This window comes from Pseudomonas sp. BP01 (assembly GCF_022760795.1).
GTDB classification, from domain to species: Bacteria; Pseudomonadota; Gammaproteobacteria; order Pseudomonadales; family Pseudomonadaceae; genus Aquipseudomonas; species Aquipseudomonas putida_Q.
The window spans coordinates 147,133-160,909 of record NZ_JAFBKA010000007.1 but is presented as its reverse complement, the minus strand read 5'-3'; the positions used below and the strand labels follow the sequence as shown (position 1 = coordinate 160,909).

At 62.6% G+C, this 13,777-nt stretch carries 15 protein-coding genes; 6 read left to right on the top strand and 9 right to left on the bottom strand.

Annotation, left to right across the window (positions count from 1 at the left end; translation table 11 throughout):
- The first annotated feature begins 36 nt into the window (after window positions 1-36).
- Window positions 37-1,440 carry an aminoacyl-tRNA deacylase and HDOD domain-containing protein gene (locus JOY50_RS08940; protein WP_132846651.1) on the top strand — a complete coding sequence of 468 codons (1,404 nt, stop codon included), beginning with the start codon at window positions 37-39 and terminating at the stop codon, window positions 1,438-1,440.
- A gap of 135 nt (window positions 1,441-1,575) precedes the next feature.
- On the opposite strand, the gene JOY50_RS08935 is transcribed toward JOY50_RS08940, so the two are convergent.
- The 4 genes from JOY50_RS08935 to JOY50_RS08920 all read right to left on the bottom strand — a co-directional run bounded on the left by JOY50_RS08935 (window position 1,576) and on the right by JOY50_RS08920 (window position 3,926).
- A complete protein-coding gene (locus JOY50_RS08935; RefSeq protein WP_132846652.1) occupies window positions 1,576-1,950 on the bottom strand; it encodes an SCP2 sterol-binding domain-containing protein in 375 nt (124 codons plus the stop codon).
- A 147-nt stretch (window positions 1,951-2,097) separates the two neighbouring features.
- On the bottom strand, window positions 2,098-2,406 hold the full coding sequence (locus JOY50_RS08930; protein ID WP_132846653.1) for an HU family DNA-binding protein: 309 nt from the start codon (window positions 2,404-2,406) through the stop codon (window positions 2,098-2,100).
- 187 nt (window positions 2,407-2,593) lie between these two features.
- A complete protein-coding gene (locus tag JOY50_RS08925) occupies window positions 2,594-3,742 on the bottom strand; it encodes an NAD(P)/FAD-dependent oxidoreductase (protein ID WP_243055117.1) in 1,149 nt (382 codons plus the stop codon).
- Window positions 3,743-3,758: 16 nt separating this feature from the next.
- Entirely contained in the window at window positions 3,759-3,926 is a 168-nt protein-coding gene (locus JOY50_RS08920) for a rubredoxin (protein ID WP_003253349.1), read from the bottom strand.
- A 130-nt stretch (window positions 3,927-4,056) separates the two neighbouring features.
- Here JOY50_RS08920 and JOY50_RS08915 point away from each other — a divergent pair, with 130 nt between their 5' ends.
- On the top strand, window positions 4,057-4,614 hold the full coding sequence (locus JOY50_RS08915) for a chorismate lyase (RefSeq protein ID WP_132846655.1): 558 nt from the start codon (window positions 4,057-4,059) through the stop codon (window positions 4,612-4,614).
- The gene (gene ubiA / locus JOY50_RS08910) at window positions 4,614-5,510 is read left to right on the top strand and encodes a 4-hydroxybenzoate octaprenyltransferase (protein WP_132846656.1); all 897 of its coding nucleotides are present in this window, start codon (window positions 4,614-4,616) and stop codon (window positions 5,508-5,510) included. Before JOY50_RS08915 ends, ubiA begins: the two co-directional genes overlap by 1 nt.
- Window positions 5,511-5,624: 114 nt before the next feature.
- On the opposite strand, the gene JOY50_RS08905 is transcribed toward ubiA, so the two are convergent.
- On the bottom strand, window positions 5,625-5,996 hold the full coding sequence (locus tag JOY50_RS08905; RefSeq protein ID WP_132846657.1) for a hypothetical protein: 372 nt from the start codon (window positions 5,994-5,996) through the stop codon (window positions 5,625-5,627).
- A gap of 172 nt (window positions 5,997-6,168) precedes the next feature.
- Here JOY50_RS08905 and phoB point away from each other — a divergent pair, with 172 nt between their 5' ends.
- The 3 genes from phoB to JOY50_RS08890 all read left to right on the top strand — a co-directional run bounded on the left by phoB (window position 6,169) and on the right by JOY50_RS08890 (window position 9,727).
- Complete coding sequence (phoB, locus tag JOY50_RS08900; protein ID WP_003253341.1) at window positions 6,169-6,858, top strand: phosphate regulon transcriptional regulator PhoB; 690 nt, start codon at window positions 6,169-6,171, stop codon at window positions 6,856-6,858.
- 48 nt (window positions 6,859-6,906) lie between these two features.
- Window positions 6,907-8,214 carry a phosphate regulon sensor histidine kinase PhoR gene (phoR, locus tag JOY50_RS08895; RefSeq protein ID WP_019470234.1) on the top strand — a complete coding sequence of 436 codons (1,308 nt, stop codon included), beginning with the start codon at window positions 6,907-6,909 and terminating at the stop codon, window positions 8,212-8,214.
- Between the two features lie 172 nt (window positions 8,215-8,386).
- Entirely contained in the window at window positions 8,387-9,727 is a 1,341-nt protein-coding gene (locus JOY50_RS08890) for a hemolysin family protein (RefSeq protein WP_132846659.1), read from the top strand.
- Between the two features lie 131 nt (window positions 9,728-9,858).
- On the opposite strand, the gene JOY50_RS08885 is transcribed toward JOY50_RS08890, so the two are convergent.
- The 4 genes from JOY50_RS08885 to pstB all read right to left on the bottom strand — a co-directional run bounded on the left by JOY50_RS08885 (window position 9,859) and on the right by pstB (window position 13,732).
- Window positions 9,859-10,755, bottom strand: a complete 897-nt coding sequence (locus tag JOY50_RS08885) for a peptidoglycan DD-metalloendopeptidase family protein (protein ID WP_132846660.1) — start codon at window positions 10,753-10,755, stop codon at window positions 9,859-9,861.
- Window positions 10,756-10,993: 238 nt separating this feature from the next.
- Window positions 10,994-11,890 (bottom strand): response regulator, encoded by an 897-nt coding sequence (locus JOY50_RS08880; RefSeq protein ID WP_138736693.1) that lies wholly within the window; start codon window positions 11,888-11,890, stop codon window positions 10,994-10,996.
- Between the two features lie 164 nt (window positions 11,891-12,054).
- Window positions 12,055-12,825, bottom strand: coding sequence for a phosphate signaling complex protein PhoU (gene phoU / locus JOY50_RS08875; RefSeq protein WP_016502252.1), 771 nt, complete (start codon window positions 12,823-12,825; stop codon window positions 12,055-12,057).
- A 73-nt stretch (window positions 12,826-12,898) separates the two neighbouring features.
- Window positions 12,899-13,732, bottom strand: coding sequence for a phosphate ABC transporter ATP-binding protein PstB (gene pstB, locus JOY50_RS08870; RefSeq protein ID WP_138736692.1), 834 nt, complete (start codon window positions 13,730-13,732; stop codon window positions 12,899-12,901).
- Window positions 13,733-13,777 lie beyond the last annotated feature (45 nt).

Below are 13,777 nucleotides of genomic sequence, written 5' to 3'. Positions count from 1 at the left end.
ATACTTCGCGTTTAAAAGAATCAGTGGATACGGACCATGACTGAAGTTGCCCTGGACACCGCAACGCCACACGCCCCCACGGTAATCAGGCTGCTGCTCGACAAGATCGGCGTCGTCTACCGCGAGGTGGTCCAACACCCGCACTTGCCTGCGGCTTCGCGGGTGCAGGCGGTGCTTCTCGACGACGAGGTCGGCGCCCTCATGGTGTTGTTCCCGCAGAGCCAACTGCTGGACCTCAACCGCCTGACCGAGCTGACCGGGCGCAAGCTGACTGCCGTGTCGGTGCCGCGCCTCAAGCAAATGCTCGACAAACATCACCTCAAGGCCCTGCCCGGCATTCCCGCGCTGACCAGCTCGCCGTGCCAGTACGAAAAGAGCCTGCTCGACCCCGAGACCGTGTACATCCAGTCTGGCGAAAGCGGGCTGCTGCTGGCGATTGAGCGCGCGCACTTCAAGCGCATGTTGGCCAAGGCCAGTGCCAGCAGCTTCGGCCAGGAAGTCGAGGCCATCAGCCCCAACCTCGACCGCCCCCATGACGACACCCAGGAAATCAACGATGCTGTTCAGGCCTTCACCGCCCGACGCATCCAGAAGCGCCTGGAAGAAACCATCGAGATCCCGCCGCTGGCCGATACCGCACAGAAAATCATCAAACTGCGGGTAGACCCCAACGCGAGCATTGATGACATCACCGGCGTGGTCGAAACCGACCCGGCGCTGGCGGCACAGGTCGTGAGCTGGGCGGCGTCGCCCTACTACGCTTCGCCGGGCAAGATCCGCTCGGTAGAAGACGCCATCGTGCGCGTGCTGGGCTTCGACCTGGTGATCAACCTGGCCCTTGGCCTGGCCCTGGGCAAGACCTTGAGCCTGCCGAAAGACCAACCGCAGCAGGCCACGCCCTACTGGCAGCAGTCGATCTACACCGCCGCGATCATCGAAGGCCTGACCCGTGCCATGCCGCGGGCAGAACGCCCCGAAGCCGGGCTGACCTACCTGGCCGGGCTGCTGCACAACTTTGGCTACCTGTTGCTGGCGCACGTGTTCCCGCCCCACTTTTCGCTGATTTGCCGCCATCTGGAGGTGAACCCGCACTTGAACCACACCTATGTGGAACAGCACCTGCTAGGCATCAGCCGCGAACAGATCGGTGCCTGGCTTATGAAGCTGTGGGACATGCCTGAAGAGCTGTCGACCGCGCTGCGCTTCCAGCACGACCCGGCTTACGACGGCGAGTATTCGGCGTTTCCCAACCTGGTGTGCCTGGCGACCCGCCTGTTGCGCTCGCGGGGGATTGGCTCCGGGCCGCAGGAAGAGATTCCTGACGAGTTGCTGGAGCGCCTGGGGATTACCCGGGAAAAGGCCGAGGATGTGGTGAACAAGGTGCTCGAGGCCGAGAACCTGCTGCGCGAGCTGGCTTCGCAGTTTCAAGCACCGCACTGATATCACGAGGGGCCGCTTTGCGGCCCAATCGCCGGCAAGCCAGCTCCCACATTGACCGCATTGGCCTCAAACCCTGTGCGTTACCTGTGGGAGCTGGCTTGCCGGCGAATGGGCTGCGCAGAAGCCCCGGCAATTTCAGCCTTTCTTCTTCGGTTTCAGGTACTTCATCAAGCCTTGGAACCACATCACCAGCGCCGGATTGCCCTTGATCTGGATGTTCTTGTCCTGAATCCCCTGCATGAACGCCAACTGCTTGTTGCCCGCCTGCATCGTGGCGTAGCCGTAGGCCGCGTCCTTGAAGGCGATGGCAAAGGCCGGCTGCGGATACGCGCCGCCCTTGCTGCTGATGCGCTCGTTGTTGACGACGAAGTGCCGTGCAACCTTGCCGTCCAGGGTCTGCATCTGGAACACCAGGTCCTTGCCCTTGAGCTGCTGCTGGAATGCAGGGTTGTTACGGCTGGCCCTGGCCATCAACAGCCCCATGGCCCAGAGAAGAAAGCGGAACTTCATCAACGCGCCTCGAATGAAAAGTGACTAAGTCGCGCAGTCTATCCTTTTCTAGAACTATTTATGCAAGTTCGAAACATTTTGCCCGCAGAAAGCACAACGGGCGCCCTGGGGCGCCCGCTTGGCTGACACTGGCTTGTCAGTGAGCGATCACTTGCCTTTGTTGGCAGGTTTTGCGGCTTTTTTGGGTTTATTAACTTCGTCGCGCAAGTTCTTGCCTGGCTTGAAGGCCACGGTGTTACTGGCTTTGATCTTGACCGGCTCGCCGGTTTGCGGGTTTTTACCGGTACGCGCGCCGCGATGACGTTTTTCGAAGGTGCCGAAACCGACCAGGGTCACCGTGTCCTTGTCCAGGGCACCGGTGATGCTGTCGAGAATCGCGTTCAACACCTGATTGGCCTTGTCCTTGGTCAGTTCAGTCTTTTCGGCGATGACGGCGGCGAGTTCTGGTTTGCGCATAATGAAGCCTCTTTGACGGAATTCTTGTTGTTATGCCGTGCTGCCTTTGGGAGCAGCGCTCAAGGCACCGCAGGCTCTAATCTGCGGCAGACGCAAGTGAGAATGGCACGTGCTCAGGGGCCGCGCCAGTATCAGGCCGGCCATTGTGCAGGCAACAACAGGACAAATCCGACAGAACGCCCCCTATTTACGCCATTACGGGTGGCAACTGACGATTCAGTGCCAGCTTTTCCATGACAGCTGCCCCGGTCAGGGCATAGCCCAGCAATGCGCCGTCAGCGCCGTAGCAGAGCACCTTGAGGTCACTGCCCTGCCCCTCCACCTGCCAGGTGCCTTCGTGGCCCATGGGCGGCGGTGACACCACCAGCGGGCACGCCGGGGTTTTCACGGTGATCGGCATCGGCCCGTAGGCCACCGCCGTCGGTTTGCCGGCCAGGGTTTGCGCCAGCGCCCGGGCACAGCTCATCAGCGGCATCACGTAGAGCAGGCTGATGCCATCCACCTCGGCACAGTCGCCGAGGGCAAAGATGTTGGCGTGGGATGTACGTAACGCGCGGTCTACGTTGACGCCACGATTGGTTTGCAAGCCCGCCGCGGCGGCCAGGTCGATGCGTGGGCGCAGGCCAATGGCCGAAACCACCAGGTCGCAGGCAATCACGCTGCCATCCGACAGGTGCGCCTCCAGGCCTTGTGCCACCTGTTGCAGGCGGGTCAGCACAGGCCCCAGGTGGAAGCGTACACCCAGGCCTTCCAGCCCGCCCTGCACCGCCGCCGCAGCGGCCGGGTGCAACAGGGTCGGCATGATCTGTTCGCACGGCGCCACCACGTCGACCTGGAAGCCGCCCTGGCTCATGTCGTTGGCGAATTCGCAGCCGATCAGGCCGGCCCCCAGGATCAGCACGCGTTGTTTGCCGACGGCGGCGGCACGAAAGCGTGCGTAGTCTTCGAGATCGTTGATCGGGAACACCAGATGGCTTGCATCGCCTTCGATCGGCACCTGCACGGTCTGCGCGCCCCAGGCCAGCACCAGGTCGCGGTACTCCACTGCCTCTTCGCCGATCCACAGGCGCTGGTGGCCGGGGTCGATGCCGCTGATGCGTGTATGGGTGCGGATCTCGGCGTTCAGTTGCTCGGCCATGACGCCCGGCTCGGCCATGCACAGGCCGTCGGCGTCCTTCTGCTTGGCAAAGCCCATGGAGAGCATGGGCTTGGAGTAGGAGCGACCATCGTCGGCGGTGATCAGCAGCAGCGGCGTCTGCGCATCGAGCTTGCGAAATTCACGGGCCAGGTTGTAGCCCGCCAGGCCGGTACCGATGATTACCACAGGGGACGTCATGTCGTGCTTTCCTCGATTAGCCGATGGAGATCATTTCAAAGTCGCTTTTGCCGACACCACAGTCGGGGCAAAGCCAGTCTTCAGGCACATCTTCCCAACGGGTGCCGGGGGCGATGCCGTCGTCGGGCCAGCCTTCGGCTTCGTCGTAGATCAGGCCACAGACAATACATTGCCACTTTTTCATCAGGTCTTTTTCCTCGGTTCAGGCTGGGGGCTTTAGCTGGCGGGTCTTCGCCCTGCTTCAGGCATTATGCAAGCAGTCGGGGCAATCATGCTAAGCTCGCCGCCTCATTGGTTGTAACAAGCAGACCGACGTGTCGTACGAATCCCCGCAAGCAGCCGCTGTCGCGTGGCGGCCGTATTCACAGCTGGCGACCGACTTCGACCAGCCTACCCTTGACTGGCTGTTCGACGAAGGCTCGCTGACCCGCCGCCTGACCCGCCTGTCCTCTGATCACTTCTCCGTTACCCCGCTGTTCGAGGGCTGGCAAGCGCTGCGCGACGATGAATGCCAGGCGTTGGGCATTGCTGCCGGCAGCGAAGGCTGGGTGCGCGAGGTGTACCTGCGCGGCCATGGACAGCCTTGGGTGTTCGCCCGCAGTGTCGCCAGCCGCAGCGCCCTGGAGCGCGGCGGGCTGGACCTGGAAACCCTCGGCAGCCGCTCGCTGGGCGAGTTGCTGTTCTGCGACCAGGCGTTCATCCGCCACCCGATCGAAGTGTGCAGTTATCCACAGGCCTGGCTACCGACCGACGCCACCCATGCAGCGCTGTGGGGTCGCCGCTCGCGCTTTGAACGAGGCGGCCTGGAGCTGCTGGTGGCAGAAGTGTTTCTGCCGGCATTGTGGCAAGCGGCCAGGGAGGAAAACCGCTGATGTACCTGCAACTGCTCAAGTCGCTGAACCGCCTGCACCCGCGGGCCTGGGACTTCGTCCAGCTCAGCCGTATGGACCGGCCGATCGGTATCTACCTGCTGCTGTGGCCAACCCTGTCGGCGGTGTGGATTGCCGGCAACGGTTCTCCCACCCTGGCCAACGTGCTGATCTTCGGCCTTGGCGTGGTGCTGATGCGGGCCGCGGGCTGCTGCATCAACGACTTTGCCGACCGCAAGGTGGACGGCCACGTCAAACGCACCGCCGACCGGCCGCTGGCCAGCGGCCGAGTCAAGCCGCGCGAGGCGCTGGCCCTGTTTGCGATTCTGGTCGGGGTCAGCTTCCTGCTGGTGCTGTGCACCAACAGCCGCACGGTGTGGCTATCGTTTGGCGCGGTGGCGCTGGCGTCCTGCTACCCGTTCATGAAGCGCTACACCTATTACCCGCAGGTGGTGCTGGGGGCGGCCTATTCCTGGGGCATTCCCATGGCCTTCACTGCCGCAGGAGGCGAGCTGCCGGCCAGCGCCTGGCTGCTGTATATCGCCAACCTGCTGTGGACGGTCGGATACGACACCTATTACGCCATGGTCGACCGCGATGACGACCTGAAGATTGGCGTCAAGTCGACCGCGATCCTGTTCGGCGAGGCCGACCGCACCATCATCCTCACCTTGCAGTTGCTGTCGCTGGGCTGCCTGTTGCTGGCGGGCAGCCGCTTCGAGCTGGGGGGCTGGTTCCACCTGGGGTTGCTGGGTGCGGCGGCGTGCTTTGCCTGGGAGTACTGGTCGACGCGCAAGCTGGACCGCGAGTCGTGCTTCAAGGCGTTTTTGCACAACCACTGGGCGGGGTTGCTGGTGTTCATTGGTGTGGTGCTGGATTACACACTGCGTCAAGGCTGATGGCCCTATCGCCGGCAAGCCAGCACCCACAGGTACAGCGCTGCCTGCGAGGCCTGCACAAAAACTGTGGGAGCTGGCTTGCCGGCGATGGGCCGCGAAGCGGCCCCGGCAATCTCAAGGCTTGGCGATATGCCAGACATCTTTCACGCCGTCACCGGTCTTGTCCCCAGCCTTCTTGTCCTTGATGAAGGTGTACAGTGGTTTGCCATCGTAGGCCCACTGCATCGAGCCATCATCGCGCGTTACATGCGTCCATTTGTCTTTCGGCGCTTCATCATCCTTCTTCACCATCAGCGGCGGCCAGTTCTTGGCGCAATCGGCATTGCACACCGACTTGCCGTTAGCATCCTTGTCAAAGGTGTACAGGGTCATGCCGGCATGATCGACCCACATGCCGTCCTTCTCCATGGCATGGTGGGCCGACGCCACCCCCGGGAGCGCCAGCGCAGTGAAAAGGGCCATCCAGCTCAGCGTTTTTCGTGTCATTGGATTCACCATTGTTCCGGGGGAAATTGGGTTCGGGTGCCACAATTGCGGCTCTTTCAAGCCTAGTTCAGTCACGCAATGTCGCCAGAACGGCCAACACCCTGTCACACAGCTGCAATAATTCCGTTATCTAATGCGGGCCAAGACACCGAATCCAGGAGAGGTTTTGAGCATGGTTGGCAGGAACATTCTGATCGTCGACGACGAAGCACCCATTCGCGAGATGATCGCCGTTGCCCTTGAAATGGCCGGCTATGACTGCCTGGAAGCGGAAAACTCCCAACAGGCCCACGCGATCATCGTCGACCGCAAACCGGATCTGATCCTGCTCGACTGGATGTTGCCCGGCACCTCTGGCATCGAGCTGGCCCGCCGCCTCAAGCGCGATGAGCTGACCGGCGACATCCCGATCATCATGCTCACCGCCAAGGGTGAAGAGGACAACAAGATCCAAGGGCTGGAAGTGGGCGCTGACGACTACATCACCAAGCCGTTCTCGCCGCGTGAGCTGGTGGCGCGCCTGAAAGCCGTGCTGCGTCGCACCGGCCCGAGCGACAGCGAAGCGCCGATCGAAGTGGGCGGCCTGCTGCTCGACCCGATCAGCCACCGCGTCACCATCGATGGCAAGCCCGCCGAAATGGGGCCCACCGAATACCGCCTGCTGCAGTTCTTCATGACCCACCAGGAGCGCGCCTACACCCGTGGCCAGCTGCTGGACCAAGTGTGGGGCGGCAACGTCTATGTCGAGGAACGCACCGTCGACGTGCACATCCGTCGCCTGCGCAAGGCGCTGGGTGAGGCCTACGAAAATCTGGTACAAACCGTCCGGGGCACTGGCTACCGCTTCTCGACCAAGAGCTGATCGAGTTCAAGAGCGCCAAGCTGCACGTCGTTGTACAAGGACCGTCAATTGAACCAGAACTGGCACGCAACCCTGATTCGCCATCTGTTGTTGCTAATTACCGTCTGCCTGATCGGCGGGCTGGTCAGCGGCTACTATGGCTGGAGCCTGGCCATCGGCCTGGCGCTTTACCTGGGCTGGACCCTCAAGCAGCTGCTGCGCCTGCACGACTGGCTGCGCAACCACCAGCCCGATGAAGCACCGCCCGATGGTTACGGCCTGTGGGGCGAGGTGTTCGACAGCATTTACCATCTGCAACGCCGCGACCAGCGCGTACGTGGCCGCCTGCAGGCAGTGATCGACCGGGTGCAGGAGTCCACCGCCGCACTGCGGGACGCGGTGATCATGCTCGACAGCGACGGCAACCTGGAGTGGTGGAACCGTGCCGCCGAAACCCTGCTGGGCTTCAAGACCCCACAGGACGGTGGCCAGCAGGTAACCAACCTGGTGCGCCATCCGCGCTTCAAGGAGTACTTCGAGGCAGAGAACTACCTCGAGCCGCTGGAAATACCTTCGCCCATCAACGACCGCATGCGCGTGCAGCTGCACATCACCCGCTACGGCAACAACGAACACCTGATGCTGGTGCGCGATGTCACCCGCATCCACCAGCTGGAACAGATGCGCAAGGACTTCGTCGCCAACGTGTCCCACGAATTGCGCACGCCCCTGACGGTGATCACGGGTTATCTGGAAACCCTGCTGGACAACGTCGAGGATGTGAACCCGCGGTGGAGCCGCGCCCTGCAGCAGATGAGCCAGCAAGGCTCGCGCATGCAAACCCTGCTCAACGATCTGTTGCTGCTGGCCAAGCTGGAAGCCACCGACTACCCGTCGGACAACCAGCCGGTGGCAGTCGAAGCCCTGCTCGCTGCGATCAAGAACGACGCTCAGGCCCTGTCCGGGCCACGTAACCAGCGCATCACCCTTGAAGCCGCGCCCGGCGTAAAGCTGAAGGGCAGCGAGTCGGAGCTGCGCAGTGCCTTTTCCAACCTGGTGTTCAACGCGGTCAAGTACACCCAGGACGAAGGCAACATCCGCATCCGCTGGTGGGCCGATGCCCAGGGTGCGCACTTGTCGGTGCAGGACTCGGGGGTGGGCATCGACGCCAAGCACTTGCCCCGCCTGACCGAACGCTTCTACCGGGTGGACTCCAGCCGTGCTTCGAATACCGGTGGCACAGGGCTGGGGCTGGCGATCGTCAAGCATGTGCTGATGCGCCATCGCGGCAAGCTGGACATCAGCAGCGTGCCGGGGCATGGCAGCACCTTTACCTGTCACTTTGCGCCGGCACAATTGGTCACCGAAAAGGCTTGAGATCGAGGCTGCCGTGCAGCCCTTCGGGGGCACGCCCGCTGCCACAGGGATCGCAATAAGCCCGCCACCCTTTGCTTTTGCGGCCCCAGCCGCTACATTGGATCCCCTGTGCCAGCAAAAGCTGGCACTTTTTTTCTCCCAATCTCAAGACGGACCCCGTAAAAACTCCATCATGGACCCTTCCCCTGGTATCAGCCTCACCTCGTTATTCGCCGATTTCGGCATGATCATCTTTGCCTTGCTGCTGGTGCTGCTCAACGGCTTCTTCGTTGCCGCCGAATTCGCCATGGTCAAGCTGCGCGCCACCCGCGTGGAGTCCATCGCCGAACAGCATGGCTGGCGCGGCAATATCCTGCGCAAGGTACACAACCAGCTCGACGCCTACCTGTCGGCCTGCCAGCTGGGCATCACCCTCGCCTCCCTGGGCCTGGGCTGGGTCGGCGAACCGGCCTTTGCCCACTTGCTCGAGCCGCTGCTCGCATACTTCGGTGTCGACTCGCCCGAACTGATCAAGGGCGTTTCGTTCTTCGTCGCGTTCTTTGTCATTTCCTACCTGCACATCGTGGTCGGTGAGCTGGCGCCCAAGTCCTGGGCCATCCGCAAGCCCGAGCTGCTGTCGCTGTGGACTGCGGTGCCGCTGTACCTGTTCTACTGGGCGATGTACCCGGCCATCTACCTGCTCAATGCCAGCGCCAACACCATCCTGCGCATTGCCGGCCAGGGCGAGCCGGGCCCGCACCACGAGCACCACTACAGCCGTGAAGAGCTGAAGCTGATCCTGCACTCCAGCCGTGGCCAGGACCCAAGCGACCAAGGCATGCGTGTGCTCGCTTCGGCCGTGGAAATGGGCGAGCTGGAAGTGGTCGACTGGGCCAATTCGCGTGAAGACATGGTCAGCATCGATGCTCATGCGCCGCTGAAGCAGATCCTGGGGCTGATACGCCGCCACAAATTCAGCCGCTACCCGGTGTATGACGCCGAGCGTGAAGAATTCACCGGCCTGCTGCACATCAAGGACCTGCTGCTGGAGCTTGCCGAACTGGAGCACTTGCCCGAAACCATCGACCTGGACGACCTCGCCCGGCCGCTGGAGCGCGTATCGCGGCACATGCCGCTGTCGCAGCTGCTGGAGCAGTTCCGCAAGGGCGGCGCGCACTTCGTGCTGGTGGAGGAAGCCGACGGCAAGGTCATCGGCTACCTGACCATGGAAGACGTGCTGGAAGTGCTGGTGGGCGATATCCAGGACGAACACCGCAAGACCGAGCGCGGCATCCTCGCCTATCAGCCGGGCAAGCTGCTGGTACGGGGTGATACGCCGCTGTTCAAGGTGGAGCGCCTGCTCGGCATCGACCTTGATCACATCGAGGCGGAAACCTTGGCGGGGCTGATCTACGAGACGCTCAAGCGTGTGCCCGAAGAAGAGGAAGTGCTGGAGGTCGAAGGGCTGCGCATCATCATCAAGAAGATGAAAGGGCCCAAGATCGTGCTGGCCAAGGTGCTCAAGCTCGATTGAGGGCCATGGGGCTGCTGCGCAGCCCATCGCGACGCAAGGCCGCTCCTACAAGGGTTCGCGTAATCCTGTGGGAGCGGCCTTGCCGGGGCGCCGGACCGGTCGGAAAGGCCTGCAAAGCAGGCCCGGCAATCTCACGGGTTACCCGCAGTAAAGTCGGGCAACCCGCTGATCGGCCTGTCGAACCGGTAAGGTATCGACTCCAGCGCCAACCCCACATTGCGCTGCACCACAAAATGCAGGTGCGGCCCTGTGCTGTTGCCGGTATTACCCGACTTGGCAAGCATCTGCCCCTGGCGTACCCGTTGCCCCTCCGCCACCACCACCGACCCACGCATCAGGTGCAGGTACACGCCCATGGTGCCGTCCGCGTGCAGGATCCTGACAAAGTTACCTGAGGGGTTGGGCGCGCGCCCGCTCTGGCTGTTTTCCGTCTTCACCACCACGCCCTCTCGCGCCGCGACGATGGTAGTGCCTTCGGGCATGGCGATATCCATGGCGTAGCGCCCCTTGGGCCCAAAATGGCTGACCCGGCCGTTGGGGCCCTGGGTGACGCGGAACGGCCCACCGACCCAGGGGAACGCATACCGGAAGCCCTGGGGCCGCTTGCCCGGGTCACCCATGGCCTGCAGCAGGGTCGAACGGTAGTTCAGCAACAGCCCGGGCCGCCCCCTGAGCACGCTGAGCATTTGCGTGGTGCGCGGCGGCAGCAGCCGGCGCACGATACGCGGGGCATCGCCGCCTTGCGCGTTTACCAGGTTGTCCAGGCGCAATTCCACCTCTACCGGCACATGCAGCTCGTTGCGTGCGGAAAAGCTCACGCCGCCGTCGAAGGTTTTCGCGTTCAGCAGCACTTGGCCTTCGAGGGTTTCGACCATGGGCTCGCGCAGCACCAACGGTTTGGCGCCCGGGCCTGGCCGGTCGGAATAGGAGATGACACCGAAGTCGTCGGTGATCTTGTAGAGCGTCACACCCAGGCTCGACGCCGAGGCCATGAGCAATGCACAGAACAGCAGCAGGCGGGCGGGCATGATAGTGGCTTTTTGACAGTTGTGATCTGTCGAAGCCTAGCAGCGGGTTTTGTGACAGGTATTGCAGTTGGTCGGATGGCTCAGGGCTGCGCGGGCTTTTTGTAGGAGCGGCCTTGTGTCGCGATAGGGCTGCGGTAGCAGACCCAGGATTTCAGCTTCGCCGCATGAATTGCCGGGGCCGCTCTGCGGCCCTATCGCGACACAAGGCCGCTCCTACACAAAGCACGCGGTACCGGGCTCAGGCGCCGGGTGTGAAGTGTTTCTGCGCCGTCCCGCGAGCAATCAGGCGCGACAGGTAATCGAGCTTCTGGGCGTCCTGGTCGACAAACTTGAAGGTCAACTGTAGCCAGTCGCTGTCGGGCTTGGGCTCCAACGCTGCGACGGCATGCAGGTAGCCGTTCAAACGCGCAACTTCAGCGTTCTCGCCCTGCTCCAGGTCCAGCACGGCGCCCTCCAGCACCTGCGGCAGCGCTTCGCTGCGGCGTACCACCAGCAGCGCCTCTTTCAGGCTCAGCGCCTTGATCACGCACGGTTGCATGCCGCTGGCCAGGCGCAACTGGCCTTGGCCACGCCCCGTAGGCGCAGGGGGCGACGGCGTGGGTGCGTTGACCAATGGCTTGGCAGCGCCCGGCGCTGGCGCGGGGGCCGTGACCTTGGCCGCCTCTGGCTTGCCACCTGTCAGGGCACCCAGCGAATCGTTGGCGAATGCCGAGTTGGCCCGCGTGGGGCCGATGGCCATCAGGCTATCGAGCTTGCCGATCTTGGTCAGCGCCTTTTTCACTTTGGTCAGCAGTTGCTCGTTGGTGAACGGCTTGCCGACAAAGTCGGATACGCCCGCCTGGATCGCCTGAATGACGTTTTCCTTGTCGCCACGGCTGGTCACCATGATGAACTGCAGGTTCTTCAGCGCTGGCTGCTGACGGCACCAGGTGAGCAGTTCCAGGCCGGACATTTCGGGCATTTCCCAGTCGCACAGGACCAGGTCGAAGGCTTCCTTGCCGAGCATGGCCATGGCCTTGCGACCATTGACGGCGTCGTCGATCGCCATACCCGGGAAGGCATTGCGCAGGCACTTGCGGACCAGGTCACGGATAAACGGGGCGTCATCCACGACCAGCACATTCACTTTACTCATCAATACTCCTTCTGAATCCCGACTAGCCTACTGCCAAATAATGGCTATTTGCTACAACCTGGTCACGCCGGGACTTCTTCACATCGTTCGCGGGTGCCTGCCGGCTCCTCGACCGCAAACGAAAACGCCCGGCCAAGGCCGGGCGTCGAAGCTCGGGAGCAACCTTACTTATCGTCAGATTCGCCCGGAACATTAGCCTTTTCGGCGTCAGCGACAGCGGTACCCTGCACTTCTGCCGTCATGCGCTTGAGGCCCATGTGGCGCACGTCGGTGCCGCGCACCAGGTAGATCACCAGCTCGGAAATGTTGCGCGCGTGGTCACCGATACGCTCCAGCGAGCGCAGCGCCCAGATTACGCTCAGTACCCGCGAGATCGAGCGCGGGTCTTCCATCATGTAGGTCACCAGCTCGCGCAGGGCAGTCTTGTACTCGCGGTCGATGGTCTTGTCGTACTGGGCCACCGACAACGCCAGGTCGGCATCGAAGCGGGCAAAGGCGTCCAGCGCATCGCGGACCATGTTGCGCACCTGGTCGCCAATGTGGCGCACCTCGACGTAGCCGCGTGGCGACTCGCCTTCTTCGCACAGCTGGATGGCGCGGCGGGCGATCTTGGTCGCCTCGTCGCCGATGCGCTCAAGGTCGATCACCGACTTTGAAATGCTGATGATCAGGCGCAGGTCGGACGCCGCCGGCTGGCGACGGGCGAGGATGCGCACGCATTCCTCGTCGATGTTGCGCTCCATCTGGTTGATCTGCTCGTCGACTTCGCGCACTTGCTGGGCCAGGCCCGAGTCGGCCTCGATCAGCGCAGTAACGGCGTCGTTGACTTGTTTTTCCACCAGGCCACCCATGGCCAGCAGGTGGCTGCGCACCTCTTCGAGCTCGGCGTTGAACTGCTGGGAAATATGGTGTGTAAGGCTTTCTTTGTTGATCATCGTTCGCTCCGCGAAGAGGCTGCAAGCATCATGTAGTTCGTGTCATTCCCTGTGGGAGCGGGCCGCGTGGCTGCTAGCCGTAGCGACCGGTGATGTAGTCTTCGGTCTGCTTCTTCGCCGGGTTGGTGAACAGGGTGTCGGTGTCCCCGAATTCGACCAGTTTGCCCATGTACATGAACGCGGTGTAGTCCGAAACCCGGGCCGCCTGTTGCATGTTGTGGGTCACGATGACGATGGTGTACTTGGATTTCAATTCGTAGATCAGCTCTTCGACCTTCAGGGTCGATATCGGGTCCAGTGCCGAGCACGGTTCGTCGAGCAACAGCACTTCGGGCTCCACGGCAATGGTGCGGGCGATGACCAGACGCTGCTGCTGGCCACCGGACAGGCCCAGCGCCGACTCGTGCAGGCGGTCCTTGACCTCGTCCCACAGGGCCGCGCCCTTCAGCGCCCACTCGACGGCTTCGTCGAGCACACGCTTCTTGTTGATACCCTGGATACGCAGGCCGTAGACCACGTTCTCGTAGATGGTCTTGGGGAACGGGTTGGGCTTCTGGAACACCATGCCCACACGGCGGCGCAGCTCGGCCACGTCTTCGCCCTTGCGGTAGATGTTGTGGCCGTACAGGTTGATGGCGCCTTCAACGCGGCAGCCGTCAACCAGGTCGTTCATGCGGTTGAAGGTGCGCAGCAGGGTCGACTTGCCGCAGCCGGACGGGCCGATGAAGGCAGTCACGCGCTGCTTGGGAATGTTCATGCTGACGTCGAACAGCGCCTGCTTGTCGCCGTAGAACAGGCTCAGGCCCGGCACTTCGATGGCCACGGTTTCGTTGGCCAGTTGCAGGCCCTGCTTGTTGCGGCCCAGGGCAGACATGTCGATGCCGTGGGTATGAGAATCTTGCTGCATGGTCTCACTCCGTTTGTAGCTGCGAGCTTGAAGCTGCAAGCTGCA

Bases quoted from the DNA above. Each gene is read 5' to 3' on its own strand.
- JOY50_RS08940 (WP_132846651.1), top strand. From the start codon at position 37: ATGACTGAAGTTGCCCTGGACACCGCAACGCCACACGCCCCCACGGTA.
- JOY50_RS08935 (WP_132846652.1), bottom strand. From the start codon at position 1,950: ATGAAGTTCCGCTTTCTTCTCTGGGCCATGGGGCTGTTGATGGCCAGG.
- JOY50_RS08930 (WP_132846653.1), bottom strand. From the start codon at position 2,406: ATGCGCAAACCAGAACTCGCCGCCGTCATCGCCGAAAAGACTGAACTG.
- JOY50_RS08925 (WP_243055117.1), bottom strand. From the start codon at position 3,742: ATGACGTCCCCTGTGGTAATCATCGGTACCGGCCTGGCGGGCTACAAC.
- JOY50_RS08920 (WP_003253349.1), bottom strand. From the start codon at position 3,926: ATGAAAAAGTGGCAATGTATTGTCTGTGGCCTGATCTACGACGAAGCC.
- ubiA (WP_132846656.1), top strand. From the start codon at position 4,614: ATGTACCTGCAACTGCTCAAGTCGCTGAACCGCCTGCACCCGCGGGCC.
- JOY50_RS08905 (WP_132846657.1), bottom strand. From the start codon at position 5,996: ATGACACGAAAAACGCTGAGCTGGATGGCCCTTTTCACTGCGCTGGCG.
- phoB (WP_003253341.1), top strand. From the start codon at position 6,169: ATGGTTGGCAGGAACATTCTGATCGTCGACGACGAAGCACCCATTCGC.
- JOY50_RS08890 (WP_132846659.1), top strand. From the start codon at position 8,387: ATGGACCCTTCCCCTGGTATCAGCCTCACCTCGTTATTCGCCGATTTC.
- JOY50_RS08885 (WP_132846660.1), bottom strand. From the start codon at position 10,755: ATGCCCGCCCGCCTGCTGCTGTTCTGTGCATTGCTCATGGCCTCGGCG.
- JOY50_RS08880 (WP_138736693.1), bottom strand. From the start codon at position 11,890: ATGAGTAAAGTGAATGTGCTGGTCGTGGATGACGCCCCGTTTATCCGT.
- phoU (WP_016502252.1), bottom strand. From the start codon at position 12,825: ATGATCAACAAAGAAAGCCTTACACACCATATTTCCCAGCAGTTCAAC.
- pstB (WP_138736692.1), bottom strand. From the start codon at position 13,732: ATGCAGCAAGATTCTCATACCCACGGCATCGACATGTCTGCCCTGGGC.